Consider the following 25599-nt stretch of genomic DNA (forward strand, 5'->3'; position numbering starts at 1 on the left):
CGGCGATCAGTAGATCTCCGGCACCACCATGGCCTGTGGCACCGGCTGCCGCGTGTAGTCCTCGTGCCGCTCGCGCTGCGGCAGCACCACCGGCGGCTGCACGCGCTCGACGTAGGGCATCTGCTGCAGCAGGTGATGGATGCAGTTCAGGCGCGCCTTCTTCTTGTCGACCGCCTGCACCACCCACCACGGCGCCTCGGCGATATGGGTGCGCTCCAGCATGATCTCCTTGGCGCGCGTGTAGTCCTCCCAGCGGCGGCGCGACTCGAGATCCATCGGGCTGAGCTTCCACTGCTTGAGCGGGTCATGGATGCGGCTGAGGAAGCGCAGGTTCTGTTCGTCGTCGGAGATCGAGAACCAGTACTTGATGACCTGGATGCCCGAGCGCACCAGCATGCGCTCGAACTCCGGCACGGAGCGGAAGAACTCCTCGTACTGGTCGTCGGTGCAGAAACCCATCACGCGCTCGACCCCGGCGCGGTTGTACCAGCTGCGGTCGAACAGCACGATCTCGCCGGCGGCCGGCAGGTGCGAGACATAGCGCTGGAAATACCATTGCGTGCGCTCGCGGTCGTTGGGCGCGGGCAGCGCCGCCACGCGGGCCACGCGCGGATTGAGCCGCTGCGTGATGCGCTTGATCACGCCGCCCTTGCCGGCGGCGTCGCGCCCTTCAAACAGGATCACGACCTTGTGGCCGCTCTCCACCACCCAGCTCTGCAGCTTGACCAGCTCGCCCTGCAGGCGGAACAGCTCGCGGAAATACTCGCGGCGCGCAGCGCGCTCCTCTTCGTCCAGGCCGCCGCCGCCTTCGCCGAACAGCGTGTCGACGTGGTGGTCTTCCAGCTCCAGTTCGAGTTCTTCGTCATAGTGATCGGCCACCTCGCGGTGGATACGCCGGATCAGCTCGCTCTCGTCTGGTCTCATCGCACACTCCTCTTCGCATCAGCACGCCAGCCTAGCAGCAGCATGTGACGGCGGTATGAACGGGCGCCACTGCCGTCCGGTGGCGTTCAGTAGTCTTCCTGCTTGCGGAACGCCCAGCGCCCGGCCAGCACGGTGAAGCTGGCCACCAGCACCACCAGCACCCAGAAGCCGTGCGGGTGGTCCGCCAGCGGAATGCCGCCCACGTTCATGCCGAAGAAGCCGGCCACGATATTGATGGGCAGCGCCAGCACCGTCACCAGGGTCAGTGTAAACAGCGTGCGGTTGGTCTGCTCGTTTAGCTTGGCGGCGATTTCTTCCTGCAGCAGCTTGATGCGCTCGACCAGCGCCGCCAGGTCGCTGAGCACCAGCGAGAACTCTTCGGTGGATTCGCGCAGGTCCTGGCTGTCCTCCTCGCGCAGCCAGTCCGGCGGCCGGTTCAGCAGCCGGAACAGCGCGCCGGGCTCGGGCGCCAGCAGCCGCTGCAGCCGCACCAGCCCGCGCCGCATCGAGCCCAGCTCCACACGGTTGCCCTGCAGCCGCTGCGACAGCAGGCGGTCTTCGATCAGGTCCACGTTGGCACTGGTTTCGCGCACGATGCGTACCAGCACGTCGGCCTGGTCGCGCAGCAAGTGCACCAGCAGCGACAGCGGCGAACTGAACAGCTCGCCCTGCTTGACCGAGGCGCGCAACTGGTCCACCGAGCGCAGCGGCTTGAGGCGGGCCGTCACCAGCAGGCGGCGGTCGGCGCAGGCCCACAGCGTGGAGATATCGGTGGAAGTGACGCCGAAGTTATAAATGACGTCGTTGACCACGGCCAGCAGCGCCGCGTCGAGGCGTTCGATACGCGTGGAACGGGAGCCCTCGCGCAGCGCCTCGAAAAACCCTTCAGGCAGGTCCATCTGCCCTTTGAGCCAGCGCTCGCAGGCGCTATGGGCGAGGTTGAAGTGCAGCCAGATGAATTCGTCGCCAGGCGGCGGCGCCTTGAGCCAGGCGGATGCGCTGGCCGAGTCGATGGGCTGGCCCGGCTTTCCCGGCGGGAAGCGGAAGCCGCTTACCAGGCCGACCGGATCGGAGCCGTAGCCGGCTTCGACGATAGCCGCTTGCATGTATTGCCTCTTCGATTGCGCGAAAACGGCACATTAGCATGACGGCATGACACGGGGCAGAGGTCTGCCGGGCGGCGCCGGAGACCGGCGCACGCGGCCCCGTGGGTTCAGCCGAACTTGCGCCGCGCGTCCAGCGCCAGGCCCGAGCCGATGCCGCCGAACAGGTCGCCCTCGATGCGCTGCGCGCCCGGGATCAGTTCGGAAAGCCGCTCGCGCAGCAGCGGCACGCTGCTGGAGCCGCCTGTGAACAGCACGGTATCGATGCCATCGGCCTGCACGCCGGCGTCGCGCAGCAGGGCCTGCACGGTCTGCTCGGTCTTGCCGACCAGCTTGCCGATCGACTGGTCGAAGTCGGCGCGGCTGATGGCCATGGTCTCGCCCGGCGCGATGCGGCCCAGGTCGAGCTCGGTCTGCGGCTCGGCGGACAGCGCGATCTTGGCCGCTTCCACCTGGATCGCCAGCCAGTGGCCGGCACGCTGCTTGATCAGGCTGATCAGGCGGTCGAGCTTGACCTTGTCGGCGGCGTCGCGATAGTTGTCCATCACGTGCGACCACGCCTTGCGCGTGTACACCAGGTTGATGGTGTGCCAGCTCGCCAGGTCGAAGTACTGCCCCGACGGCATCGCCTTGCCGTTGCGCAGCTCGCTGCCCAGGCCGAGGAAGGGCATCACGCTGGCCAGGCTCAGGCTCTTGTCGAAATCCGTGCCGCCGATATGCACGCCGCCGTTGGCGAGGATGTCGCCGCGCCGGTCGGTCTTGCCGGCGCGCTCGGGCGACAGGCGCACCAGCGAGAAGTCCGAGGTACCGCCGCCGATGTCCGCCACCAGCACCAGTTCCTCGCGGGAAATCGTCGCTTCGTAGTCGAAGGCCGCGGCGATCGGCTCGTACTGGAACTCGATGTCCCTGAAGCCGGCGTCGGCGGCGATTTCGCGCAGGGTCTGCTCGGCAAGCTGGTCGGCCTTCTGGTCTTCGTCGATGAAGAACACCGGGCGGCCCAGCACGACCTGCTCGAAGCGCGCGCCCGCGACGCTCTCGGCACGCTGCTTGAGTTCACCGATGAAATGCGCGAGCAGCTTGCGGAACGGCATGGCCTGGCCCATCACCTCGGTGCTGTCCTCCATCATCGAGGTGCCCAGCAGGCTCTTGAGCGAGCGCATCAGCCGCCCCTCGTAGCCGGCCAGGTAATCGCCGAGCGCGGCGCGGCCGTAGCTCACCAGCGGGTCTTCGGCATGGAAAAAGATCACCGAGGGCAGCGTCAGCTTGCCGTCTTCGAGCGGCAACAGCGTGGCCTGGCCCGGACGGACCCAGCCCACCGTGGAATTGGAGGTGCCGAAATCGAGGCCGCATGCGTTTGACGTCATGTTTCTTGTTTCTTTCCTGCTGCAAAAATGAAGCCCTGAATCATAGCGCGTTCCTGGCAAGCGAACGGTCCGGCCGGCCCCGGGGATGGTCAGGCCGGCGCGTTGAGCAGGGCGAGTATCTGCTGGTGCAGGCGCGCATCGCCGCAGGCGACCACGGTGCCGCCGTGCTGCGCATCGCCACCGCTCCAGCTGGTCATCACGCCGCCGGCACCCTGCACGATCGGGATCAGCGCCTGCACGTCGTATGGCTTCAGGCCCGCCTCGACGACCGCGTCCACGTGGCCGGCGGCAACCATGCAATAGGCGTAGCAGTCGCCCCCGTAGCGCTGCATCCGGGCGGCATCCGCGACGCGGCGAAAGGCCGCGAACTGGGCCTCGTCCTCGAACATCTCCGGCGTGGTGCACATCACCTTGGCCTGCGCGAGGTCCGCGCAAGGGCGCGTGCGCAGCGGCTGGCCATTGAGCCAGGCGCCGCGCCCGTCGCCGCTGAAGCGCTCGCGCGTGAAGGGCTGGTCCATCACGCCGAGCACCGGCCGCTGGCCGTCGTTGAGTGCGATCAGCGTACCCCACAGCGGCAGCCCGGTGATAAAAGCCCGGGTGCCGTCGATCGGATCCAGCACCCAGGTCAGCGGCGAACTGCCGGCCACGCGCTCCTCCTCCTCGCCCAGGATGCCGTGCTCGGGGTAGCGTGCCCGGATCAGGGCGCGCATGGCATGCTCGGCAGCCTTGTCGGCCTCGGTGACCGGGTCGAAACGCCGGCCGCCCTTGTCCTGCACCGCGGGCGCGCTGCGGAAGTACGGCAGGCTGGCGGCGCCGGCCGCTTGCGCGAGCTGGCCCGCGAAGTCCATGTATTCGGTCAGTTGCTCGGCGGTGAAAGGCATCTCGGGGTCCTGGTGCGGTACGGCGGGGGCTGTCCCCGGGCGGGGAATGGCGCAGCGCGTCCGGGAAGCCAGCATTGTAGCGGCACGCACCGTGCAGGCCCTGCCCCGGCCGGGCGGCGCGGAGCCTGGCGCCGATTGTCTTTGGCGCCGTGCCCGCCCGATGCTAATGTCAAGCGTGCGGGTAGCCGTTTCCTGCCTCGCCCAACAGCCCGTTCCCCTTGCGCCGCGCGCCTGCCGCGCCCCCTCCGAGCTTGCTGAGTGACCCCGGGCATACCCCTTGCCGACGCGTCCGCGCTCCGTAAAAAAATTTCGGCGCGCGTGTAAGTTCGTGGCCTGACCGTCGACAAAAGCACATAGAACGCTGCAGCGCCACGCCCTCATCCCATCCGGACCCCGGCGCGCGTTGCGCAATATCGCCCGCTCCTGGAGAACGACGGTGGAGACAAATCAGCCATCGCGGCCCGTACCCGGCCGCCGCGGACATACGTCCGCCATCATCCAGCCTGGCTGGGTGCGCCTGACCCACTGGCTCAACGCCATCGCCGTCGTCATCATGGTCCTCAGCGGCTGGCGCATCTACAACGCCTCGCCGCTGTTCGGCCTGCGCTTTCCGAATGACATCACGCTCGGCGGCTGGCTGGGCGGCGCGCTGCAGTGGCACTTCGCCGCGATGTGGCTGCTGGTGGCCAACGGGCTGTTCTACCTGTCGATGAACGTGCTGACCGGCCGCTTGCGCCGCCGCTTCCTGCCGCTGTCGCTGCGCGGCGCGCTGCGCGACATCGGTGCCGCGCTGCGCGGCCGCCTGGCGCATGCGGACCTGGCGCAATACAACGCGGCGCAGAAGGCGATGTACTGCGGCGTGGTGCTGATACTGGTGCTGACCGTGTTGTCCGGCCTCGCGGTGTGGAAATCGGTGCAATTCCCGTTGCTGCGCACGCTGATGGGCGGCTACGACGCGGCGCGCTGGGTCCATTTCGTCTGCATGAGCGCCATCGTGCTGTTTGTGGTCGTGCATGTGGCGATGGTGGCGCTGGTGCCGCGCACGCTGCTGATCATGCTGCGCGGCCGCTGAGTACCCGCTTCCCCCCACGCAAGAGAGCTCCCATGACCAAGCCCAAGACCATCGCCGTGCCGGACCGGGAACTGATCCTGCGCGATGCTGCGCGCGCACTCGACATGCCCTCGCGCCGCCTGTTCGGCAAGCGTGCCATCACGCTCGGCGGCTTGTCGCTGCTGACCGGTTGCAGCATCAGCGACGACGCCTCCGTCGAGCGCTTCCTCGCCGCGGTGTCGCGCTTCAACGACCGAGTGCAGGGCTGGCTGTTCGATCCCGACCGGCTGGCGCCGACCTACGATGAATCCCGGCTGACGCGACCGTTCCCGTTCAACGCCTTCTACGGCGAGGATGAAGTGCCGCAGGTGCAGGCCGATGGCTTTCGCCTCGAAGTGAGCGGCCTGGTCGCGCGCAAGACCCCGTGGACACTCGAGCAGCTCTACGCGCTGCCGCAGACCTCGCAGGTCACGCGGCATATTTGCGTGGAGGGCTGGAGTGCCATCGGCAAATGGGGCGGCACGCCGTTCTCGACGTTCCTGCAGCGGGTGGGCGCGGACACCAGCGCCCGCTACGTCGGCTTCCGCTGCGCCGACGACTACTACACCAGCATCGACATGCCGACCGCGCTGCATCCGCAGACCTTGCTGACCTTTACCTACGACGGGGAAAGACTGCCTCCCAAATACGGCTTTCCCATGAAGCTGCGCATGCCGACCAAGCTTGGCTACAAGAACCCCAAGCACATCATGGCGCTGTACGTCACCAACACGTATCCCGGCGGTTACTGGGAAGACCAGGGATACAACTGGTTCGGCGGATCCTGACCCGCATGGATCCGCGCGAAGAATCGGCCGGCATGGTGCCGGCCTGCACACTGACCACCCCAAGGAGTATTCCATGAACAAACTGTTCGCAGCCCTGCTCTCGGCCACCATGCTGCTCGGCGGCCACGCTTTCGCGCAGGACGCCATGAAGAAGGATGCCGCTCCCATGAGCAAGGACAGCAGCATGGCCAAGGACACCATGGGCAAGGACGCCATGGGCAAGGATGCAATGAGCAAGGATGCGATGAGCAAGGACAAGATGAAGAAGGGGCACGACGCCATGGGCAAGGACACGATGGGGAAGGACGCCATGGGCAAGGATGCGATGAGCAAGGACGCCACGAAGCAGTAGGGACATCGCCATCGCGCTCCCGCCTGCCGCGCAAGCGGCAGCCGTGCCGAAACGCCCCGCCCGAGCGCGGGGCGGCTGCTTTGTGCCTCAGGCATCTCCGGCGTCACGCTCCGCCCATCGGTACATACCCGCAGCGTGCCGCACTGAAAGGCGGATGAAAGCACCCGCGCCTACCGTGAATGGATAAGCCATCGGGGCCGCAGCCTGCGCGCGCCTGCTGTCGAGGATATCTCGTGGCACAACGATGCAGGCGGGGAGGCGGCGTCATGGATTTGATCGAGCATCTGGGCCTTGGGTTCTCCACGGCCCTGACCCTGCAGAACATAGGCTACTGCTTCCTCGGCTGCGTGCTGGGCACGCTGATCGGCGTGCTGCCGGGCATCGGCCCGCTGGCCACCATCGCCATGCTGCTGCCGGTGACCTACACGCTGCCCCCGGTGGCCGCGCTGATCATGCTGGCCGGCATCTACTACGGCGCGCAGTACGGTGGCTCGACCACCGCCATCCTGGTCAACCTGCCTGGTGAATCGTCGTCGGTGGTGACCACCATCGATGGCTACCAGATGGCCAGGCGAGGGCGAGCGGGGGTGGCGCTGGCCACCGCCGGCCTGGGCTCGTTCTTCGCCGGCTGCGTGGCGACCCTGATCCTGGCTGCGTTCGCCACGCCGCTGTCGGAACTGGCATTCAAGTTCGGCCCGGCCGAGTACTTCTCGCTGATGGTGCTGGGCCTGATCGGCGCCGTAGTGCTGGCGTCGGGCTCACTGGCGAAAGCCGTGGCGATGATCGTGCTGGGCCTGCTGCTGGGCCTGGTCGGCACCGACGTGAACTCGGGCGCCGCGCGCTTCTCCTTCGATGTGCCTGAACTCACCGATGGCGTCGACTTCGTCGCGCTGGCCATGGGCATGTTCGGCTTCGCGGAAATCATCGCGAACCTGGAGCAGAAGGAAAACCGCGAGACCTTCACCGACCATGTCACCAACCTGTGGCCGAGCAAGGCCGATTTCAAGCGCATGATCCCTGCCGTGCTGCGTGGCACGCTGCTGGGCTCAGCACTGGGCATCCTGCCGGGCGGCGGCGCGGCGCTGGCCTCGTTCGCGGCCTACTCGCTGGAAAAGAAGACCTCGAAGTACTCGCATGAGTTCGGCAAGGGCGCCATCGAAGGCGTGGCGGGTCCGGAATCGGCCAACAACGCCGCGGCGCAGACCTCCTTCATCCCGCTGCTGACGCTGGGCATTCCGCCCAACGCGGTGATGGCGCTGATGGTGGGCGCGATGACCATCCACAATATCCAGCCGGGCCCGCAGGTCATGACCAGCAACCCCGCGCTGTTCTGGGGGCTGATCGCCTCGATGTGGATCGGCAACCTGATGCTGATCATCCTGAACCTGCCGCTGATCGGCATCTGGGTCAAGCTGCTGCAGGTGCCCTACCGCTACCTGTTCCCGGCCATCCTGACGTTCTGCTGCATCGGCGTGTACTCGGTCAACAACCAGACCTTCGACGTCTTCACGGCGGCCGCCTTCGGCGTGGTCGGCTATCTCTTCATCAAGCTCAAGTGCGAACCGGCGCCGCTGCTGCTGGGCTTCGTGCTGGGACCGATGATGGAGGAGAATTTCCGCCGCGCGCTGCTGCTCTCGCGTGGAGCGTTCACGGTGTTCGTGACGCGGCCGCTGTCGCTGGGCCTGCTGATCGCCGCCGCCGTGCTGGTGGCCATCGTGGCGCTGCCTTCGATCAAGGCCAAGCGCGAAGAGGCCTTCCAGGAAGAGTGAGGCGCGCCTTGATGCGCGCCCGCGCGCACGCTCTGCTAGCCCGCGCTGCGCGCTTCGGCTCGGTCGTGCCCGGTCCACGTCAGGCGCCAGCCGGACGTGGCGGTCTTCGCCACCAGCCCCGCATCCTGCAGCAGCAGCAGATGGTGGCTGAGCTTGGCCGCCTCGACATTGCCGAGTGCCTTGGCAAGCTGGAGGTCGCTCATCATTGCCTGGCTATCGGAACGCAATGCCGTCAGCACCCGGTCCGCGAAAGACATGTCTCGCCGCATCTCGTCCCCCCGCAGTATCGCAGCGCAGCGCCGGTGCGCCGGCACTTTCCCCCTGCTGCCAGCATAGGCGCTAACGCGCACCCATAGTGATATTTCGCGCGGCGCGCCATGGGTGTGCCGTCGCGCAAAACAAATCGCACATTCGAGAACAAACGGCGTATGCTGCCCAGGAAAACGCCGGCACGGGAGACGACGATGTCCAGACAGATCAAGCACAAGGCGGAACTGCGCGCGATGATTCGCGCGGAGCAACTGAAGTACCCGGAATGCGCCGGCACCTGTTTCGGCGACGTGGCATGGCACGCTCCCGACACGAACGGCTGCAACTGGACCGTGTCCACCATGGAAGGCGCGAACAGCAAGGCCTGCCTGGAGAAGATCCAGGCCTTCACGAATTCCCTGCAGCAGAACTACAACGTGCCGGACGAAGGCAAGTAGCGCGGCAATGCACCGCGGGGCGACCGCCCCGCGGCCAGTCCGTACCAGCTATCCGGGGAAGCGCATGCGCGGCACGCCGGCGGCGACACGGGAGCCTACCGGGCGCAACTCGCCTTCCCATGGCTGCGCCTGCAGGTCCAGCACGTAGTCGCCTTCGCCGGCCTTGTCGTAGAGGTTGTCGCGGATTACCTGCCCGATCGCCAGGCGGCAGAGGGCTTCGGAGTTGTCGGCAACAGTGCCGGCCAGCGCGGTCTCCTCGCTGGCCTGTACGCCGAACGAGCGCCTGCCCTCGCCGACGAAACTGGTGAAGCGCACGCCGTTCGGACGGCTGGCGTCGACGAAGCTCACGGCAACGTGGTAGGCGATTCCCTTGCCCTGGCCAGGCAGAGTGCACAGGAAGTTGGACGGTAAGGCAACCTTGTTCATGGTGTATGCGCTTGCGAGGCCGCGGCACACGCGGCCGGATTGACAGGCAGACAGACCAGCGGCACGAACCACATCACCTACCGGTCCACCATGTTACCGGGGATGGCTGCGGCCCATGCGGCAGCCCTGGCCAGGTGTCAGAGCGATACCACGGATTGCCCGGGAACCGCGCCGTTGATGATGTCTTCGGCGTAGCGCAGTACCCCGCGCCGCGCCGCGCCCACGTTGTCCCACTGCGTGCTGTCGAGGCGGAACGTGAGCGCATGCCCGCCGCTGGGCTCGCCGCCCTCGCGGCAGATCACCACGGCGGCGTCAAAAGTCCGGTCTGGCCTGCGTTCTGGCCAGTTGCGCACCACCGCATGCTTATATACGAGCGGGTACAGGTCGTATCCCTTATAGCTGGCAATCGGGTTGGTATCCATGATCCGCTCCGCATTTTGATGTTTCTCACTGTACTCCTATCACCCGGGCCGCTCGCCATTTATTTGCTGCCGCGCGAGCGGCCTGCAGACGTAAAAAAACCCCGCAATGCGGGGTTTTTTCACGAAGCGACTCGGGCGATCAGATCGGCTCGATCTTGGTCGCTGCCGGGCCCTTTTGGCCAACGCCGGCTACGTAACGGACCTTCTGGCCTTCTTGCAGGGACTTGAAGCCGCTGCCTTGAATTTCCGAGAAGTGAGCGAACAGGTCGTTGCCGCCTGCGTCCGGGGTGATGAAGCCGAAGCCCTTGGAATCATTGAACCACTTGACGGTACCGGTTTCCATGCTGGATATCCTTTAAACCTTAAAAGTTCTGAATGAGCCTGATGCTCACCAGGCACGACGATCAAGGAAGGAACATGGAGCAATTGAATCGCCGCTTGGAGGGGACGATCCATAACATCGGAGTAACCGCTTGAAAGACCTGCATCAGCGTTTATACAGGGACGCACCCACGATGTCAACGATGCGATAGAAAAAGTATGCCGGGGACCGCGCTCTGGTCACCCCGGCCGCGGTCCGGATGCGCTCAGTCGTCGTAGCCGTCCAGCCCGACGCGGTATAGGGTGGCCCCGACTTTCTCGAGCAATGCGCGCGCGGCATCGGAAAACGGTTCGCTGGCCAGCAGCGCGGCCAGCCCTGCCACGGCGTCGTCGACCGACAACTCGACCGTTTCATCAGTGGCAATGCGTTCGAAAGTGCTGATTACTACGGTCGGGTCCATCCGGATTCTCCTGCAAGAAATGCGTTTCGCCGCCCCGGCGGCATGCCGGGGCCAGCAATCAGCGCGAATGGTAGCACCACCACGGCGCGCCCCGGCAGGCACGCAAGCGGATTGCGCGCGGCTGCCTGCCCCGCCCCACATGCTCCCCGCGGCAGCGGGCCTCACCGGGCCTCACCGGGTCTCGCCACGCTCCTGCTTCGGCGGCAGCGCGCGCAGGCGCCGGTTGACCTCCAGCAACGTGTCGCAATCGTCACCGCCGTCTGCGGCGCGCTTGCGGATATAGGCGGTGATGCCCAGCAGCGGACGCTTGCGCTCGCCGCAGGCGGCCCTGGCGTGCGCACAAGCCACTTCGGTTTCCTTGTCGAGACTGTCTCGCACGATGCTCAGCAGGTCGCCGCAGTTCGCCGGCTGGACCGGCTGGACCGGCTGGACCGGCTGGACCGGCTGAGCCGGCAGGGCCGCGGGAGGCGCCGGGGCTGCGCCAGGCTGGCTTGCGTCTTCGGCGTCCGCCGCACGCACGCCGGTGGCAAGTACGGCAACCGCCACGCACAGCAGGTGACCGACATATCGGCCCCGCCTCGACAAGGCATCTGGCGCGAATCGTTTGAAATTTCTACAAAACTTATCCGGCATGGGGCTGGAAAAAAATACAAGGAAAACGAGACCGGCGTGCGGTGCCAGCGCCGCGGCGGGACGCCGGCGTGCCATACACGGCGGCCGGCGGCGGCGTACGATGCCAATGCAGGAATCGTTCCCTGCGCCTGTCGTTCCCTCCGCCTCGCCCGCCGGCGGCGGGCACGCTTCCTGCCGGCGCATACCGATAGCCGCTCCTATCCCTGGTCCGTCCTCCTTTTGCAGCGGGGTGCGCAAGATGCCGAGCCAACTGGACAAGTACCGCCAGAAGCGCGATTTCACCGTCACCAGCGAGCCCAGGGGGCGCGCCTCGCGCAAGCACGCCGCCGGGCTGTCCTTCGTGATCCAGAAGCACGCCGCCAGGCGCCTGCACTACGACTTGCGCCTGGAACTGGACGGCACCCTCAAGAGCTGGGCGGTGCCGAAGGGGCCGAGCCTCGATCCCGCCGACAAGCGCATGGCGGTACAGGTGGAGGACCACCCGCTCGACTACGGTTCGTTCGAGGGCGTCATCGCGCCGGGGCAATATGGCGCAGGTACCGTCATCGTGTGGGACCGCGGCACCTGGGAGCCGGTTGGCGATCCGCTGGCGGGATATCGCGATGGCAAGCTCAAGTTCGCGCTGCAGGGCGAGAAGCTGCACGGGCACTGGACCCTGGTACGCATGCACGGCCGGGACCAGGACACCGCCAGGCCGGCCTGGCTGCTTATTAAGGAGCGCGACGAAGAAGCACGCGCGGCGTCGGCCTTCGACGTCGTGGCGGCGATGCCCGACAGCGTCTTGTCCGGCAAGAAGGCGGCGGCGAAGCCCGCGGCAAGAGCCGCGGCGAAAGGCACGCGGAAAACCGCTCAGGCGCCCGCCGCCGACGATATGCCTGCCGGCGCGAAGGCCGCCGGCCTGCCGCTCATGCTGGCGCCGCAGCTTGCCTCGCTGGTCGAACAGGCGCCGCCGGCGCACCAGGACTGGCTGTACGAGGTCAAGTTCGACGGCTACCGCCTGCTTGCGCGCGTCGACGGCAAGGACGTGCGCCTGTTCACGCGCAATGGCAACGACTGGACCTCGCGCCTGCGCAGCCTGGCCCGCGCCGTGGCCGCGCTCGGCCTGCACTCGGGCTGGCTCGACGGCGAGATCGTGATCGCCGACAAGCAAGGCAGGACGGATTTCCAGGCCTTGCAGAACGCCTTCGAAAGCGCGCAGGTGGAAGATGTCCAGTACTACGTCTTCGACCTGCCGTACTGCAACGGCTTCGACCTGCGCAAGGTGCCGCTGGCCGCTCGCCGCGACATGCTGCGGCACGCGCTCGCGGCAGGCACGTCGAGCCGCCTGCGCTTCAGCGAAAGCTTCGACGCCGGGCCCGCCGAGCTGCTGCGTGCGGTCTGCAAGCTCCGCTTCGAGGGCGTGATCGGCAAGCGCGCAGACGCGCCCTACGTATCCGCGCGCTCGCCCACGTGGATCAAGCTCAAATGCACCCGCCGCCAGGAGTTCGTGGTGGTCGGCTATACCGACCCTGCCGGCTCGCGCCAGGGTATCGGCGCCCTGCTGCTTGGCGTGCATGACGAGCGCGGCCGCCTGCGCTACGCCGGCAAGGTCGGCACCGGCTTCGACACACAGACGCTGGCTTCGCTGCAGCGCAAGCTCGAACCACTGCGCCAGGATGCCTCGCCGATGGACAGCATGCAGGACACGCCGCCGGGCAGGATGCAGGCGCACTGGGTCAAGCCCAGGCTGGTGGCCGAGATCGCGTTCGGCAACTGGACCCGGGAGGGGCGCGTGCGGCATGCGGTTTTCCACGGCCTGCGCTCCGACAAGCCGGCCTCGGCCATCTCGGTGGAACGTGCAACGGACACCAGAGAGGACCACGCGATGGCTGCCACGCCGGCGCGCAAGCCCGGAACGACGCGCAGCAGCAAGGACGCCGGCAAGGCCAGGAACATGGAGATGGAGACAGATTCGAAGACGGACTCGGAGACGGACTCGGAGACGCACGCCGGGAGGACCCCGAAGAAAAGCGCGACGAAGGCTGCAGCCAGGACCGCCAGCGCTGCCACCGCAGGCGCCGGTGCCGGCGTGCGGGTGAGCCATGCCGATCGCGTCATCGACCCCGCCACCGGCCTGACCAAGGGCCACCTCGTGGCGTACTACGAAGCCATCGCGCCGCTTCTGCTGCCGCACCTGCGCGGCCGGCCGGTGGCGCTGGTGCGCGGGCCCGCGGGCATCGGCGGCGAGCTCTTTTTCCAGAAGCACGGCGACAGCTTGCGCATGCCGGGCATCAACACGCTCGATCCCGCGCTCTGGCCCACCCACCCGCCGCTGCTCGAGATCGCGTCAGAAGCCGGCATCGTGGCCGCGGCGCAGTTCAACGTGATCGAGCTCCATACGTGGAACGCGAACAAGCGCGCGATCGGCAAGCCGGACCGCGTGATCTTCGACCTGGACCCCGGCGAAGGCGTGCCGTTCGGCCATGTACGCGAGGGCGCCGCCATGATGAAAGCGGTGCTCGACGAACTGGGCCTGTCCGCGTTTCTCAAGACCAGCGGCGGCAAGGGCCTGCACGTGGTGCTGCCGATCGCCGCGCGGCTCGACTGGGAGACCGTGAAGGACTTCTCGCATCAGCTCGTGCTGCACATGACGGCGACCGTGCCGCAGCGCTTCGTCGCCAGGAGCGGGCCGCGCAACCGCGTCGGCAAGATCTTCATCGATTACCTGCGCAACGGCTTCGGCGCCACCACGGTCGCAGCCTACTCGGCGCGGGCGCGGCCGGGACTCGGCGTTTCGGTTCCGTTGGCGTGGGACGAGCTCGACGAAATCACCTCGGGCGCGCAATGGAATATCGCCAGTCTCCACGAGCGGATCGGCGCGCAGCGCGCCGACCCGTGGGCCGCCTATGCCAGATCACGGCAGACGCTGACCAGGGCCATCAGGCTGCTGGCGGCGTGAGCGGCCCGCGCGCTCACTGTCAGGCAGCAGCATCGCGCAGCGCGGCAAGGCACCGAGGCACCAAAGACGGCGATCAGCGGCTCGCCGGCAGCGCCGCCAGCCCGTCTAGCAGCGCCTTGTGGAAGGCTTGCGGGTCCTGCATCTGCGGCGCATGCCCCAGCTCGGGGAACTCCACCAGCCTGGCGTTGGGCAGYGTGGCGGCAGTCAGCTTGCCCAGCTCGGCATAGTTGCCCACCTTGGCGCGGACCTCGGGCGCCGCCGCATCCTTGGCGATCGCAGTGGTGTCCTTGTCGCCGATCAGCAGCAGGGTCGGCGTCTTCAGCGCGCCCAGCTCATAGACCACCGGCTGCGTGAAGATCATGTCGTAGATCAGCGCGGAATTCCATGCCACCTGCTGCTTGCCCGGGCCGCGGTTCATGCCGGCCAGCATCTGCACCCAGGGCTCGTAGTCCTGGCGCCAGGTGCCCACGTAGTAGGTCGCCTGCTCATAGCTGCGGATCTTGTCGGCATTGGTGGCCAGTTCGCGCGCATACCACTGGTCGACCGACAGCGAAGGCACGCCCTTGGCCTTCCAGTCTTCCAGGCCGATCGGATTGACCAGCGCGAGTTGCGTGGTCTGCTGCGGATACATCAGCGCGTAGCGCATCGCCAGCATGCCGCCGGTGGAATGGCCGATCACCACCGCCTGGTCGACCCCGATCGACTCGAGCAAGGCGTGCGTGTTGCGCGCCAGTTGCTGGAACGTGTACTGGTAGCGCGCCGGCTTGCTGGACTTGCAGAAGCCGATCTGGTCCGGCGCCACCACGCGGTATCCCGCCGCGCTCAGCGCCTTGATGCTGCCCTCCCAGGTCGCGGCGCAGAAGTTCTTGCCGTGCAGCAGCACCGCGGTGCGTCCGTTGGGCCGGGCCGGCTTGATGTCCATGTAGGCCATGTGCATGGCCTCCCCCTGCGAGGTGAAGCTGAACTGCTGGACCGGGGCGGGATAGTCGAAGCCCTGCAGCTCGGGGCCGTAGGCCGGGCCGTCGTCGGCGGCCAGCACGGCCGCCGGAGCGGCAACGCACGCAGCGGCGAGCAGGGTAAGGCGGAAGTGGCGGTGCAAACGCATGACAGGGGATCCCGACGAAAGAAGATGAATCGAACAAGCGCGGACGCCCACGCGGGCGGGCCAGTTCCGGACCCGGGCATCGTAGCGGAAAGCCGCGGCATCTGCCGCGCGCCGCTCAGCCCTTCGTCGCGCCCGGGCCGAAGATATGGACGAGGTTGCCCTCGGGATCGCGCAGCATGGTCGAGCGCAACTGCGCCGAGATCTGCTGGTCCGCCCAGACGAACTCCACGTCGTAGAACTTGAGCATGATGTTTTCCTGGAGGATGGGCGAGACGATCCACGGCCAAGGCGGAATTGCCTGGCCGGCTCGCGTCCGGGCCGGGCGGACGCGGGTTTTCCTGCGGTCAGGCGCGTGCTGGCGGCGAAGTGAAGTCCAGCACCGGGCCGGCGGGCACCACGCCGCTCGGATTGATCGAGAGATGACTCTCGTAGTAGTGCCGCTTGATGTGCTCGATATTCACGGTCGGCGCGACGCCGGGCAGCTGGTAGATATCGCGCGTGTAGGCCGACAGGTTCGGGTAGTCCGCGATACGGCGCAGGTTGCACTTGAAGTGCCCCACATAGACCGCGTCGAAGCGCACCAGCGTGGTGAACAGGCGGATGTCGGCCTCGGTGAGCTGGTCGCCCATGAGGAAGCGGCGGTCCGCGAGGCGGGCTTCGAGCCAGTCGAGCGTGTCGAACAACGGCGCCACGGCCTCTTCGTATGCTTGCTGCGTGGTGGCGAAGCCGGACTTGTAGACGCCGTTGTTGACGGTGTCGTAGACCCGGGCGTTGACTTCGTCGATGCCGGCGCGCAGCGCCGCCGGGTAGTAGTCGCCGGCACGTGCGCCGATGCCGTCGAACGCCGTGTTGAACATGCGGATGATCTCGGAGGACTCATTGCTGACAATGGTTCCCTGCCGCTTGTCCCACAGCACCGGCACGGTGACGCGGCCCGTGTGGCCCGGGTCGGCGGCGGTATAGACCTCATGCAGCAGGCGCGCGTCGTTGACGCTGTCCGGCACCACGCCCGGGCCCGGCGCGAAGGTCCAGCCCTCGTTGCGCATCAGCCAGTGCACCGTGGAGACGCTGACCATGTCTTCCAGCCCCTTGAGCGCACGCAGGATCAGCGTGCGGTGCGCCCACGGGCAGGCCAGGCTCACGTACAGATGATAGCGGCCGGCTTCCGCCTTGAAGCCGCCGCGGCCGCTGGGGCCCGCGGCGCCGTCGGCCGTCACCCAGTTGCGGAAGGCGGCGTCCTTGCGGACGAAGCGGCCGCCCGTGGATTTGGTGTCGTACCAGCGGTCTTCCCACTTGCCGTTGACGAGCAGTCCCATGTCTTACTCCTTCGGTGCGGCGCCGCGCACAGGCATCGCCGCGTTGTTGCCTTGTTGCATTATTGCGCTGACGAGGCTTGATTCCCTGCCTGTGCGTTGATGAAGTCGACGATGGCCGGAATGGTCTGGCCGGGCGCCTCTTCCATCAGCCAGTGGCCAGAGCCCTTGACGATCACGCCCTGCACATTGGTGGCCACCAGCCGCGCCTGGTCGATCAGGAAATTGCCCGAGGCCTTCTCGCCGGCCAGCACCAGCATGGGCATTGGCAGCGGTCGCCGGGCGAGTTCGGCGAAGTCCTTCGCATCCTGCGGGAAGGCACGGAAGAACTCGAAGCCGGCGCGCATCCGGCCAGGACGCGCGAAGGCGGCGGCATAGCGCTGGCGGTCGGCTTCCGACATCGCACGCGCCGGATCGGCCGCGAAATCGTTCCAGAAATGTTCGAAGTAGATACGCTCGCGGCCTTGCACCAGCTTCTCGGGCGTGTCGCCGTAGAAGTTGAAGTGCCATTTGTCGCGCAGCAGCCAGACCTTCTGCCAGTCGCCCACGCCGGGCAGGAAGGCATCCATCAGCGTCACGCTCTCGACTTCGCCGGGGTATTGCGCAGCATAGGCGTAGGCCACCATCAGGCCGATATCGTGGCCGATGACATTGACCTTGCGGTAGCCGAGCGCCTGCACCAGGGCATGGATATCCTGCGCCAGCGCCTTCTTCTCATAGCCCGCCGGCGTGATGCCGGACGCGCCCGCGCCGCGCAGGTCGGGCGCGATGACGACGCGCTTGCCGGCCAGCCGCGACATCAGCGGCAGCCACATATGACTGGTCTCCGCGTAGCCGTGCAGCAGTATCACCGGCGTGCCGTCGCCGCTGCCGGCCTGCATGTAGTGCAGCGAAACGCCGTTGGCGGTGACGTCATGCTGCCGGATGGCGGCGGAGGCGGCGGAGGTGTCGCCGGCGCCCTGGGCGGCGTGCGCCTGGGTGGCGAGCGGCGCCAGCGTGGCGAGGGCAAACGCGGCGGCGCCGGCATATCGCGCCAGGCGGTGGAACAGGGCCATGATTTTTCTCCGCGGTACGGTGCCTTGGCCGGAACTCGTTTCCTGGCCGACGGCGCACTAGACAAAGGGTTTCAGGGAAAGACAGTGCATCAATGTGAGGGGAATATTGCACCCCCGCCGCGCTTTTGCCGTACGATTTCCCCGATGAACTCGTTCGACGGAGTTGAACATGTTGTCGGAAGATGAACTGGCCCTGCTCGAGGCCATCCGCGCCAGCGGCAGCCTCTCGCGCGCGGCCGCGCGCCTGGGCAAGGCACCCTCCACGGTCTCGCATGCCGCGCGGCAGCTGGAGGGCCGCTTCGACGCGCTGCTGTTCGACCGCCGGCGCTACCGCCTGCAGCTGACCCCCGCTGGACATTTGCTGGCCGACGAGGCGGCGCGGCTGATGCAGGATGTGTCGCGCATGACGCAGCGCGTGCGGCAGGTCGCCAGCGGCTGGGAAGACCGCCTGTGGATCGTCACCGACGAGGTCATGGAGTTCGAATCGCTGATGCCGGTGATCCGCGGCTTCGACGCCCTCAAGTCGGGCGTGGCGATCCGCCTGACGCACGAAGTGCTGAGCGGCACCTGGGAAGCCCTGCGCGATGGCCGCGCCGATGTGATCGTGGGCGCAACCAACGAGCCGCCCGCCATTCCCGGCCTGCGCTGGTTCGAGCTGGGCGTGGTGGAATGGGTGTTCGCCGTCGCGCCGCGCCACCCGCTGGCCAGCGTGGCAGGCCCGCTCACGCGCGATCTGGTTTCCGCGCACCGCGCGGTGGTGGTGGCGGATTCATCGCGCGCCTCGGCCGGGCGCGCCTACGGGCTGGTTGGCGGACAGGCTTCGCTGGCCGTGCCGAGCATGCGCGCCAAGATCCTGGCGCAGCGCGAGGGGCTTGGCGTGGGCTGGCTGCCGCGCCACCGGGTGGCGTCGCTGCTCAAGCGCGGTGAACTGGTCGAGAAGCGCACCGCCGATCCGCGCGAGCCGAATACGCTCTATGTGGCCTGGCGCGGCGACCACGAAGGCCGCGCGCTGCAATGGTGGCTCGACCAGTTCCGCCAGCCGCGGCTGGCCAGGCGCCTGGTGCAAGGCATCGACATGTTCGCCTGATGGCCGCGCGGCTGCCGTCGCCTGCTTGAAACTGGCCTGGACAGCGCTTAAATTGGGAGGCGGGCGTGCCACCCGCGCCCCCGGGAGGCTTACCGATGGAGACCGATGTGCTATTGAATGCGGAAGGTTCCGTACTGGTCCTGGTGGACCTGCAGGCGCGGCTGATGCCGGCGATCCACCAGGCCGAGCGCGTGGTCAGGGAAAGCGTGCGGCTCGCCAGCATCGCGCGCATCCTTGGCGTGCCCGTGATCGGCACCGAGCAAAGTCCGGCGAGCCTCGGCGAGAATCTCCCCGAGATCCGGCAGCTATGCGACCGGACCATCGCCAAGGACCATTTCGATGCCTGCGAAGGCGGCCTGGTCGAGGCCCTGCCCGCCGGGCGCAAGACGCTGGTAGTGGCAGGCTGCGAAGCCCATGTGTGCGTGCTGCAGACTGCCATGGGCCTGCTGCGGCACGGCTACGACGTCAACCTTGTGATCGACGCAAGCGGCTCGCGCCAGCAAGCCAGCCACCGTGCCGCCGTCGAACGCCTGCGCGAGGCAGGCGCGAGTGCCGTGACGGTGGAGATGGTGGGCTTCGAATGGTTGCGCACCAGCCGGCATCCGCGCTTCCGCGACGTGCTGGCGCTGATCAAGTAGGGCCCGATCGTCACCCGGGCGGCCCGGCTGGCTGCACAACCCTGGCGGCCCCGCCGGCACCGCTGAGCGGCCGCGGTCGCGGGTGTGCGGCCGCGCCGGCTCAAGGCGATATTCTTCTGTCCCATGCCCCTGGTCTTCCCTTACCAGGGCGACCCCGCCCCGCGCGCCTTCAGCAGTTTTCCCTCGAAGTGGGCGACCAGGAAATCCAGGAACGCCCGCACCTTGGCGGACAGGTTCAGCCGCTCGGGAAAGACCGCGAAGATATCCGCCGGCGGCAGTGCGTAGTCTTCGAGCAGCAAGACCAGGCGTCCGCTGCGCAGGTATTTGGCAAGGTCCCATTCGGCGCGCTGCAGGATGCCCTGGCCGTCCAGGCCCCAGGTGAGCGTCACTTCGCCGTCATTGCTGCTCAGCGCGCCTCGCACCTTGACGCTTTCGGTCTTCTTGCCCCTGGTGAAGCGCCAGATGCCATAGGCCGATTCGTTCTGCCGCAGCACGATGCACTGGTGCTGCGACAGATCCTGCGGCGTGGCAGGAATGCCGTGCGCCTTCAGGTACGAGGGCGCGGCACAGACGAGCCGGCGGTTGTCGGCAATCTTGCGCGCCATCAGGCGGGTATCCGGGATCTCGCCGAAGCGGATCCCCACGTCGAAACCTTCGTCCCCCAGGTTCATGGGCCTGTCCGTGAGATGAAGCTGGACTTCCATCTGCCGGTGCTGCTTGACGAAGGCCGAGATGGCGGGAGCGATATAGGTCCGTCCGAAGCCCAGCGGTGCATTGACGCGCAATGTCCCGCGCGGCGATACATGGCTGCTGGAGATCAGCTGGTCGAGGTCTTCGATCTCGGCCAGCAGCCGGCGCGCGTGCTCGAGATAAACCTCGCCTTCCGCCGTCAGGCCGATGCGCCTCGTCGTGCGGTTCAAGAGGCGCACGCCAAGCCGGCTCTCCAGCTGGGCCAGCCGTTTGCTGACCGCCGCCGGCGTGACATCCTGCTCGCGAGCCGCCGCCGAGAGGCTCCCGGCCTTGACCAGGCCGGCGAAGAAGGCAAGTTCGGAAGGCTGGCCCATTTTCAACCTCAAGTTAATATTAGTTTGAATTCCAGTTCATTTTACTCCTCCAGTTTTCACCGATAGTTAGGTCACGCAAGGCAACGACACCATGCCGGTTGAAAGGCCTTCGCAGTGTGAAACCAACGAGAGGAGCATCGCCATGCGCGAATACAAGATTGCAGCCATCCCCGGTGATGGCATCGGCCCGGAAGTCATCTCTGCCGGCCTGCAGGTGCTGGATGCCCTGGCGGCCCAGGACGGCGGCTTCAAGCTGAGCGTAGAGCATTTCCCCTGGAGCTCGGACTACTACCTGGAGCAGGGCCACTACATCCCCGAGGGCGGGCTGGAGCGCCTGAAACAGTTCGACGCGATTTTCTTCGGCGCCGTCGGTGCGCTCAACGTGCCCGACCACGTATCGCTGTGGGGCCTGCGGCTACCGATCGCGCAGGGCTTCGACCAGTACGCCAACGTGCGCCCGGCGCGCGTGCTGCCGGGCGTCAAGAGCCCGCTGGCCAACGGCAAGGACATTGACTGGGTCATCATCCGCGAGAACTCGGAGGGCGAGTACGCGGGCAACGGCGGCCGTACCCACCGCGGCCTGCCGATCGAAACCGGCACGGAAACGGCCGTGTTCACCCGCGCCGGCGTCGAGCGCATCCACCGCTTTGCCTTCGAGCTGGCGCGCAAGCGTCCTCGCAAGCACCTGACCCTGGTGACCAAGTCGAACGCGCAGCGCTTCGGCATGGTGATGTGGGACGAGATCTTCTACGAAGTCGCCAAGGACTATCCGGACGTCAAGACCGACCGCGAACTGGTCGACGCCGTCACCACGCGCATGGTGCTCAAGCCCCATACGCTCGACGTGGTGGTTGCCACCAACCTGCACGCCGACATTCTCTCCGACCTGGCCGCCGCCTTGTCCGGCAGCCTGGGTATCGCCCCGACCGCCAACCTGAATCCGGAGCGCGTGTTCCCGTCGATGTTCGAACCCATCCACGGTTCGGCCTTCGACATCACCGGCAAGGGGGTGGCCAATCCCATCGCCACCTTCTGGACCGCCGCCATGATGCTGGAGCACCTCGGCGAGAAGGCCGCGGCCGACCGGCTGATGGCCGCCATCGAGCAGATCACGGCGGATGGCGTGTTCACGCCCGACCTGGGCGGCAATGCCACCACTGCGTCGGTCACCGATGCGGTCTGCAAGGTGCTGGCAAGCCAGGTCAGGCAAGCAGCCTGAGCCATACGGCAGGACGAAGGCAAGGCGCGGTTCGCCGCGCAGCCCCCGAGGCAGGCGGGACAGCACCGGTACAGGTGCCCCGCACCGGGCCGGCCCGCGATGGGCCGGCAAAGATACCAAGACAGGAGACAAGCATGCAATCCGCCATCCGGACTGCGGTGACCGCGTTCGCACTCGCGCTCGCCGCCGGCACCGCGCTCGCGCAGACCTATCCCACCAAGCCGATCCGCCTCGTGGTGCCGTTCCCGCCGGGCGGCACCACCGACGTGCTTGCCCGCGCCGTGGGCCAGCGGCTTACCCAGGCACTCGGCCAGCCCGTGGTCATCGAGAACCGCCCGGGCGCCGGCGCCACCATCGGCGCGGACGCCGTCGCCAAGTCGCCGGCGGATGGCTACACGCTGCTGATGGGCGCGGTACACCACACCATCGCGCCCAACGTCTACAAAAAGCTCTCCTACGATTTCCAGAAAGACCTGACCCCGATCTCGGTGGTGGCCATCGTGCCCAACGTGCTGGTGGTCAGCCCGGGGTTTCCCGCCAGGAACGTGCAGGAACTGGTGGCCTATGCCAAGGCAAACCCGGGCAAGCTCACCTATGCCTCGAATGGCAACGGCACGGCCCACCACCTGATCGGCGAGCAATTCAAGGCGCAGACCGGCACCAGCATCGTCCACGTTCCGTACAAGGGCAGCGCGCCGGCCATCACCGACCTGATGGGCGGGCAGGTTTCGATGATGTTCGACACGATGTCTTCGGCCTTGCCCTACATCAAGGCGGGCAAGCTCAAGCCGCTGGCCGTTGCCACGGCCAGGCGCTCATCGGCGCTGCCGGATGTGCCCACGCTGGCCGAAGCCGGCCTGCCCGGCTTCGACATCGCCTCCTGGTTCGGCATCCTGGCGCCCGCCGGCACGCCGCCCGAGATCGTCAACCGCCTCAGCGCGGAGATCATCAAGGCGCTGGCCCGTCCCGATGTCAGGCAGCAGCTCGCAGCCATCGGCGCCGAGCCGGTGGGCAACACCCCGCCCCAGATGACGGCGCAGATCAGGGAAGAAGTCACCCGCTTCGGCAAGCTCGTCAAGGACGCGCAGGTAAGCATGGATTGAGCGGCAATCACGGCCACCGCCGAGACGGTGGCCGCATCCGGTTGACAAAGGCAAAACTGGCGTCTGCAGCAAGTGCGTCGCCGCAGGAGACATCATGAAAAGGCGACTCATTGGCTCACTGTATGTCCAGGTGCTGATCGCGGTGGCGACAGGCATCCTGCTCGGCGTCTTCCTGCCGCAGGTCGGCAGCGAGCTCAAGCCGCTCGGCGACATCTTCATCCGTCTGATCAAGATGGTGTTCGCGCCGATCATCTTTGCCACCGTCGTGCTTGGCATCGCCAAGATGGAAAGCATGAAGGACCTCGGCCGCGTGGGCTGGCGTGCCATGCTGTACTTCGAGGTGCTGTCCACGTTTGCGCTGCTGCTCGGCGTCATTGTCGTCAACGTGGTGCAGCCGGGGCACGGCATGAATGTCGATCCCGCGACGCTCGATACCAAGAGCATTGCCGCCTATACCGCGCAGGTGAAGCACGAAGGCGTGATGGACTTCCTGCTCAACCTGGTGCCCCTGAGCATCGCCGACGCGCTGGCCAAGAACGACATTCTGCAGATCCTGGTGTTCTCGGTCTTCATGGGCGTGGCACTGGCGCACCTGGGCGAGCGCGGCAAGCCGTTCGTGGCAGCGCTGGATTCGTTCGCCAATGCCATGTTCGCAGTGGTTGGCATGATCATGCGCTTCGCGCCGGTTGCCGCGTTCGGCGCCATGTCGTTCACGGTGGGCAAATACGGCTTCGGCTCCATCGCGTCGCTCGGCAAGCTGGTGGCCACCATGTATGGCACCTGCGCGCTGTTCGTGCTGGTGGTGCTGGGCACCATCTGCCGCGCCTGCGGCTTCAGCCTGCTCAAGTTCCTGAAGTACATCAAGGACGAGATCCTCACCGTGCTGGGCACCAGTTCGTCGGAGTCGGTGATTCCCCAGTTGATGCGCAAGCTCGAGAACGCAGGCGTCTCGAAGCCGGTCGTCGGCCTGGTGGTGCCTGCCGGCCTTACCTTCAATCCCGACGGCCAATGCATCTACTACACCATGGCTGCCATCTTCATCGCCCAGGCAACCAATACACCGCTGACCCTGACAGACCAGTTCGTGGTGCTGGGCGTGCTGCTGCTGACCTCGAAGGGCTCTGCCGGCATCACCGGCTCGGGCTTCATCACCCTGGCGGCAACGCTCGCTTCGCTGGGCAAGATCCCGGTGGCCGGCATGGTGCTGCTGCTTGGCGTGGACCGCTTCATGTCCGAGGCACGGGCCATCACCAACACCATCGGCAACGCCGTCGCCACCATGGCAATCGCCAAGTGGGTGGGGGCGCTCGACGAGGATCGCGTCAGGCGCGTGCTCGACGGCGAGGTCGACCCCGAGAACCTCGAACAGCTCTATGAGGACGAGGTCGCGCAAGTGCTGCCCGAGCGGCCCTTGCAGCCGGGCTTTGCCGCCGGCGCACGCAAGAGCGCCTAGTCTTCGCCCTCTGCGCAACGGCAGCACAACGGCAGCACAACGGCAGCGCAAGAGCAGCACAACTACATGAGAAACAGGTAGCTCATCGTGACCTCTCCCACCATCGAAAATCCCCGCGCATTTCTCGAGTCGCTGTTTCGGGCAGCCGTGTCCGCGGCGGATCCGCGCGACTGCCTGGCGCGCGCGCTGCCCGAGCCACCGGCCGGCCGCACCCTGGTGGTCGGTGCCGGCAAGGCTGCCGCGAGCATGGCGCATGCGCTGGAGCAGGCCTGGCCGGGCCCGCTGAGCGGGCTGGTCGTGACACGCTACGGCCATGCCGTGCCCACCTCGCGCATCGAGGTCGTGGAGGCGGCGCATCCCGTGCCCGATGCCGCCGGCGAGCGCGCGGCGGCACGCATGCTGGAACTGGTCGCGGGACTGTGCGCCGACGACCTGGTCATCTGCCTGATCTCGGGCGGCGGCTCATCGCTGCTCAGCCTGCCGCCGCCCGGCATGAGCCTGGCGGACAAGCGCGCGGTCAGCCAGGCGCTGCTGGCCAGCGGCGCCACCATCTCCGAGATGAATTGCGTGCGCCGGCACCTCTCCGCCATCAAGGGCGGCCGGCTGGCGGCGGCGTGCCATCCGGCGCGCGTGGTCACGTTGCTGATCTCGGACGTGCCTGGCGACGATCCCGTGAATATCGCCTCCGGCCCCACCGTTGGCGACGCCACCACCTGCCAGGATGCGCTGGAGATCGTGCAGCGCTACCGCATTGCGTTGCCGGCGGGTGCGCAACGGCTGCTGGTGTCCGGTGCCGGAGAATCCATCAAGCCGGGCGATGCGCGCCTGGCACGCAGCGCGGTGCGCACCATCGCCACGCCCGCGAGATCCCTGGCGGCCGCCGCGCGGGCCGCGCAGGCAGCCGGCATCCAGCCCTATGTGCTGGGCGACCGCATCGAAGGCGAGGCGGCCGATGTCGGCAAGGTGATGGCCGGCATCGCCTTCCAGGCCGCGCACGGCACGCCCCCGTTCGAGCTTCCCTGCGTGCTGCTGTCTGGCGGCGAGACCACCGTCACGGTCAAGGGCAGTGGCCGCGGCGGGCGCAATGTGGAGTTCCTGCTGTCCCTGGCGATTGCGCTCGACGGTCACGCCGGCGTGCATGCGCTGGCCGCCGATACCGACGGCGTGGATGGCATCGAGGAAATCGCCGGGGCCTACGCCGATCCCACCACGCTCGCGCGGGCCTGGGCCAGCGGCATGGCGCCGCGCGCCTATCTTGCCAACAACGACGGACACACCCTCTTCGGGTCCCTGGGCGACGCCATCGTCACGGGCCCCACGCTTACCAACGTCAACGACTTCCGTGCCCTGCTGATCTGCGCAGCGGCCGGGAAAGGATGCTAG

General features: G+C 67.1%; 27 protein-coding genes. 12 read left to right on the forward strand and 15 right to left on the reverse strand.

Annotated elements, in window-relative coordinates; genetic code table 11:
* Positions 1-6 precede the first annotated feature (6 nt).
* The 4 genes from ppk2 to hisN form a co-directional block, all read right to left on the reverse strand.
* Positions 7-924, reverse strand: coding sequence for a polyphosphate kinase 2 (ppk2, locus tag AB4Z48_RS04495; protein WP_441612665.1), 918 nt, complete (start codon positions 922-924; stop codon positions 7-9).
* A gap of 86 nt (positions 925-1010) precedes the next feature.
* Positions 1011-2030: a transporter gene (locus AB4Z48_RS04500; protein WP_441612666.1), complete on the reverse strand. Its 1020-nt coding sequence runs from the start codon at positions 2028-2030 to the stop codon at positions 1011-1013.
* Between the two features lie 107 nt (positions 2031-2137).
* Positions 2138-3391 (reverse strand): Hsp70 family protein, encoded by a 1254-nt coding sequence (locus AB4Z48_RS04505; protein ID WP_441612667.1) that lies wholly within the window; start codon positions 3389-3391, stop codon positions 2138-2140.
* Positions 3392-3480: 89 nt separating this feature from the next.
* The gene (hisN, locus tag AB4Z48_RS04510) at positions 3481-4272 is read right to left on the reverse strand and encodes a histidinol-phosphatase (RefSeq protein ID WP_441612668.1); all 792 of its coding nucleotides are present in this window, start codon (positions 4270-4272) and stop codon (positions 3481-3483) included.
* A gap of 436 nt (positions 4273-4708) precedes the next feature.
* Between hisN and AB4Z48_RS04515 the strand changes: the two genes are divergently transcribed.
* The 4 genes from AB4Z48_RS04515 (at position 4709) to AB4Z48_RS04530 (ending at position 8271) form a co-directional block, all read left to right on the forward strand.
* Complete coding sequence (locus AB4Z48_RS04515; RefSeq protein WP_441612669.1) at positions 4709-5344, forward strand: cytochrome b/b6 domain-containing protein; 636 nt, start codon at positions 4709-4711, stop codon at positions 5342-5344.
* Positions 5345-5376: 32 nt separating this feature from the next.
* Positions 5377-6150, forward strand: a complete 774-nt coding sequence (locus tag AB4Z48_RS04520) for a molybdopterin-dependent oxidoreductase (RefSeq protein WP_441612670.1) — start codon at positions 5377-5379, stop codon at positions 6148-6150.
* A gap of 73 nt (positions 6151-6223) precedes the next feature.
* Positions 6224-6502: a pentapeptide MXKDX repeat protein gene (locus AB4Z48_RS04525; protein WP_441612671.1), complete on the forward strand. Its 279-nt coding sequence runs from the start codon at positions 6224-6226 to the stop codon at positions 6500-6502.
* A gap of 266 nt (positions 6503-6768) precedes the next feature.
* Positions 6769-8271, forward strand: a complete 1503-nt coding sequence (locus AB4Z48_RS04530) for a tripartite tricarboxylate transporter permease (protein ID WP_441612672.1) — start codon at positions 6769-6771, stop codon at positions 8269-8271.
* Between the two features lie 35 nt (positions 8272-8306).
* On the opposite strand, the gene AB4Z48_RS04535 is transcribed toward AB4Z48_RS04530, so the two are convergent.
* On the reverse strand, positions 8307-8528 hold the full coding sequence (locus tag AB4Z48_RS04535) for a hypothetical protein (protein ID WP_441612673.1): 222 nt from the start codon (positions 8526-8528) through the stop codon (positions 8307-8309).
* A 207-nt stretch (positions 8529-8735) separates the two neighbouring features.
* Here AB4Z48_RS04535 and AB4Z48_RS04540 point away from each other — a divergent pair, with 207 nt between their 5' ends.
* Positions 8736-8978, forward strand: a complete 243-nt coding sequence (locus AB4Z48_RS04540; RefSeq protein WP_441612674.1) for a hypothetical protein — start codon at positions 8736-8738, stop codon at positions 8976-8978.
* Between the two features lie 48 nt (positions 8979-9026).
* Here the strand turns inward: AB4Z48_RS04540 and AB4Z48_RS04545 are convergent, their stop codons facing one another.
* From AB4Z48_RS04545 to AB4Z48_RS04565, 5 genes are all read right to left on the reverse strand, one after another.
* The gene (locus tag AB4Z48_RS04545; RefSeq protein WP_441612675.1) at positions 9027-9404 is read right to left on the reverse strand and encodes a hypothetical protein; all 378 of its coding nucleotides are present in this window, start codon (positions 9402-9404) and stop codon (positions 9027-9029) included.
* A gap of 137 nt (positions 9405-9541) precedes the next feature.
* On the reverse strand, positions 9542-9826 hold the full coding sequence (locus tag AB4Z48_RS04550; protein ID WP_441612676.1) for a hypothetical protein: 285 nt from the start codon (positions 9824-9826) through the stop codon (positions 9542-9544).
* A gap of 139 nt (positions 9827-9965) precedes the next feature.
* Positions 9966-10169: a cold-shock protein gene (locus tag AB4Z48_RS04555; RefSeq protein WP_020202065.1), complete on the reverse strand. Its 204-nt coding sequence runs from the start codon at positions 10167-10169 to the stop codon at positions 9966-9968.
* A gap of 244 nt (positions 10170-10413) precedes the next feature.
* The gene (locus tag AB4Z48_RS04560; RefSeq protein ID WP_441612677.1) at positions 10414-10608 is read right to left on the reverse strand and encodes a hypothetical protein; all 195 of its coding nucleotides are present in this window, start codon (positions 10606-10608) and stop codon (positions 10414-10416) included.
* A 171-nt stretch (positions 10609-10779) separates the two neighbouring features.
* The gene (locus tag AB4Z48_RS04565) at positions 10780-11154 is read right to left on the reverse strand and encodes a hypothetical protein (protein ID WP_441612678.1); all 375 of its coding nucleotides are present in this window, start codon (positions 11152-11154) and stop codon (positions 10780-10782) included.
* 325 nt (positions 11155-11479) lie between these two features.
* Between AB4Z48_RS04565 and ligD the strand changes: the two genes are divergently transcribed.
* Complete coding sequence (gene ligD / locus AB4Z48_RS04570; protein ID WP_441612679.1) at positions 11480-14179, forward strand: DNA ligase D; 2700 nt, start codon at positions 11480-11482, stop codon at positions 14177-14179.
* A 73-nt stretch (positions 14180-14252) separates the two neighbouring features.
* Here the strand turns inward: ligD and AB4Z48_RS04575 are convergent, their stop codons facing one another.
* From AB4Z48_RS04575 to AB4Z48_RS04590, 4 genes are all read right to left on the reverse strand, one after another.
* Positions 14253-15284 carry an alpha/beta fold hydrolase gene (locus AB4Z48_RS04575; protein WP_441612680.1) on the reverse strand — a complete coding sequence of 344 codons (1032 nt, stop codon included), beginning with the start codon at positions 15282-15284 and terminating at the stop codon, positions 14253-14255.
* A 115-nt stretch (positions 15285-15399) separates the two neighbouring features.
* Positions 15400-15531 carry a hypothetical protein gene (locus AB4Z48_RS04580; RefSeq protein ID WP_441612681.1) on the reverse strand — a complete coding sequence of 44 codons (132 nt, stop codon included), beginning with the start codon at positions 15529-15531 and terminating at the stop codon, positions 15400-15402.
* Between the two features lie 97 nt (positions 15532-15628).
* Positions 15629-16600 carry a glutathione S-transferase family protein gene (locus AB4Z48_RS04585; RefSeq protein WP_441612682.1) on the reverse strand — a complete coding sequence of 324 codons (972 nt, stop codon included), beginning with the start codon at positions 16598-16600 and terminating at the stop codon, positions 15629-15631.
* Between the two features lie 59 nt (positions 16601-16659).
* Positions 16660-17652, reverse strand: coding sequence for an alpha/beta fold hydrolase (locus tag AB4Z48_RS04590; protein WP_441612684.1), 993 nt, complete (start codon positions 17650-17652; stop codon positions 16660-16662).
* Between the two features lie 169 nt (positions 17653-17821).
* Between AB4Z48_RS04590 and AB4Z48_RS04595 the strand changes: the two genes are divergently transcribed.
* A complete protein-coding gene (locus tag AB4Z48_RS04595; RefSeq protein WP_441612685.1) occupies positions 17822-18739 on the forward strand; it encodes a LysR family transcriptional regulator in 918 nt (305 codons plus the stop codon).
* A gap of 107 nt (positions 18740-18846) precedes the next feature.
* Positions 18847-19377 carry an isochorismatase family protein gene (locus tag AB4Z48_RS04600; RefSeq protein WP_441612686.1) on the forward strand — a complete coding sequence of 177 codons (531 nt, stop codon included), beginning with the start codon at positions 18847-18849 and terminating at the stop codon, positions 19375-19377.
* Positions 19378-19517: 140 nt separating this feature from the next.
* Here the strand turns inward: AB4Z48_RS04600 and AB4Z48_RS04605 are convergent, their stop codons facing one another.
* Positions 19518-20441: a LysR family transcriptional regulator gene (locus tag AB4Z48_RS04605; RefSeq protein ID WP_441612687.1), complete on the reverse strand. Its 924-nt coding sequence runs from the start codon at positions 20439-20441 to the stop codon at positions 19518-19520.
* Positions 20442-20583: 142 nt separating this feature from the next.
* Between AB4Z48_RS04605 and AB4Z48_RS04610 the strand changes: the two genes are divergently transcribed.
* The 4 genes from AB4Z48_RS04610 to AB4Z48_RS04625 all read left to right on the forward strand — a co-directional run bounded on the left by AB4Z48_RS04610 (position 20584) and on the right by AB4Z48_RS04625 (position 25599).
* A complete protein-coding gene (locus AB4Z48_RS04610; RefSeq protein WP_441612688.1) occupies positions 20584-21660 on the forward strand; it encodes a tartrate dehydrogenase in 1077 nt (358 codons plus the stop codon).
* 134 nt (positions 21661-21794) lie between these two features.
* On the forward strand, positions 21795-22763 hold the full coding sequence (locus AB4Z48_RS04615) for a tripartite tricarboxylate transporter substrate binding protein (RefSeq protein WP_441612689.1): 969 nt from the start codon (positions 21795-21797) through the stop codon (positions 22761-22763).
* 94 nt (positions 22764-22857) lie between these two features.
* A complete protein-coding gene (locus AB4Z48_RS04620) occupies positions 22858-24216 on the forward strand; it encodes a dicarboxylate/amino acid:cation symporter (protein WP_441612690.1) in 1359 nt (452 codons plus the stop codon).
* A gap of 87 nt (positions 24217-24303) precedes the next feature.
* On the forward strand, positions 24304-25599 hold the full coding sequence (locus AB4Z48_RS04625; RefSeq protein ID WP_441612691.1) for a glycerate kinase type-2 family protein: 1296 nt from the start codon (positions 24304-24306) through the stop codon (positions 25597-25599).

The sequence above is a fragment of the Cupriavidus sp. 2TAF22 genome, from assembly GCF_052115045.1.
GTDB lineage: Bacteria > Pseudomonadota > Gammaproteobacteria > Burkholderiales > Burkholderiaceae > Cupriavidus.

Coding starts and splice junctions, on each gene's coding strand:
- ppk2 (WP_441612665.1), bottom strand. CDS start 924: ATGAGACCAGACGAGAGCGAGCTGATCCGGCGTATCCACCGCGAGGTG.
- AB4Z48_RS04500 (WP_441612666.1), bottom strand. CDS start 2,030: ATGCAAGCGGCTATCGTCGAAGCCGGCTACGGCTCCGATCCGGTCGGC.
- AB4Z48_RS04505 (WP_441612667.1), bottom strand. CDS start 3,391: ATGACGTCAAACGCATGCGGCCTCGATTTCGGCACCTCCAATTCCACG.
- hisN (WP_441612668.1), bottom strand. CDS start 4,272: ATGCCTTTCACCGCCGAGCAACTGACCGAATACATGGACTTCGCGGGC.
- AB4Z48_RS04520 (WP_441612670.1), top strand. CDS start 5,377: ATGACCAAGCCCAAGACCATCGCCGTGCCGGACCGGGAACTGATCCTG.
- AB4Z48_RS04525 (WP_441612671.1), top strand. CDS start 6,224: ATGAACAAACTGTTCGCAGCCCTGCTCTCGGCCACCATGCTGCTCGGC.
- AB4Z48_RS04530 (WP_441612672.1), top strand. CDS start 6,769: ATGGATTTGATCGAGCATCTGGGCCTTGGGTTCTCCACGGCCCTGACC.
- AB4Z48_RS04535 (WP_441612673.1), bottom strand. CDS start 8,528: ATGTCTTTCGCGGACCGGGTGCTGACGGCATTGCGTTCCGATAGCCAG.
- AB4Z48_RS04540 (WP_441612674.1), top strand. CDS start 8,736: ATGTCCAGACAGATCAAGCACAAGGCGGAACTGCGCGCGATGATTCGC.
- AB4Z48_RS04545 (WP_441612675.1), bottom strand. CDS start 9,404: ATGAACAAGGTTGCCTTACCGTCCAACTTCCTGTGCACTCTGCCTGGC.
- AB4Z48_RS04550 (WP_441612676.1), bottom strand. CDS start 9,826: ATGGATACCAACCCGATTGCCAGCTATAAGGGATACGACCTGTACCCG.
- AB4Z48_RS04555 (WP_020202065.1), bottom strand. CDS start 10,169: ATGGAAACCGGTACCGTCAAGTGGTTCAATGATTCCAAGGGCTTCGGC.
- AB4Z48_RS04560 (WP_441612677.1), bottom strand. CDS start 10,608: ATGGACCCGACCGTAGTAATCAGCACTTTCGAACGCATTGCCACTGAT.
- ligD (WP_441612679.1), top strand. CDS start 11,480: ATGCCGAGCCAACTGGACAAGTACCGCCAGAAGCGCGATTTCACCGTC.
- AB4Z48_RS04580 (WP_441612681.1), bottom strand. CDS start 15,531: ATGCTCAAGTTCTACGACGTGGAGTTCGTCTGGGCGGACCAGCAGATC.
- AB4Z48_RS04585 (WP_441612682.1), bottom strand. CDS start 16,600: ATGGGACTGCTCGTCAACGGCAAGTGGGAAGACCGCTGGTACGACACC.
- AB4Z48_RS04590 (WP_441612684.1), bottom strand. CDS start 17,652: ATGGCCCTGTTCCACCGCCTGGCGCGATATGCCGGCGCCGCCGCGTTT.
- AB4Z48_RS04595 (WP_441612685.1), top strand. CDS start 17,822: ATGTTGTCGGAAGATGAACTGGCCCTGCTCGAGGCCATCCGCGCCAGC.
- AB4Z48_RS04605 (WP_441612687.1), bottom strand. CDS start 20,441: ATGGGCCAGCCTTCCGAACTTGCCTTCTTCGCCGGCCTGGTCAAGGCC.
- AB4Z48_RS04610 (WP_441612688.1), top strand. CDS start 20,584: ATGCGCGAATACAAGATTGCAGCCATCCCCGGTGATGGCATCGGCCCG.
- AB4Z48_RS04615 (WP_441612689.1), top strand. CDS start 21,795: ATGCAATCCGCCATCCGGACTGCGGTGACCGCGTTCGCACTCGCGCTC.
- AB4Z48_RS04620 (WP_441612690.1), top strand. CDS start 22,858: ATGAAAAGGCGACTCATTGGCTCACTGTATGTCCAGGTGCTGATCGCG.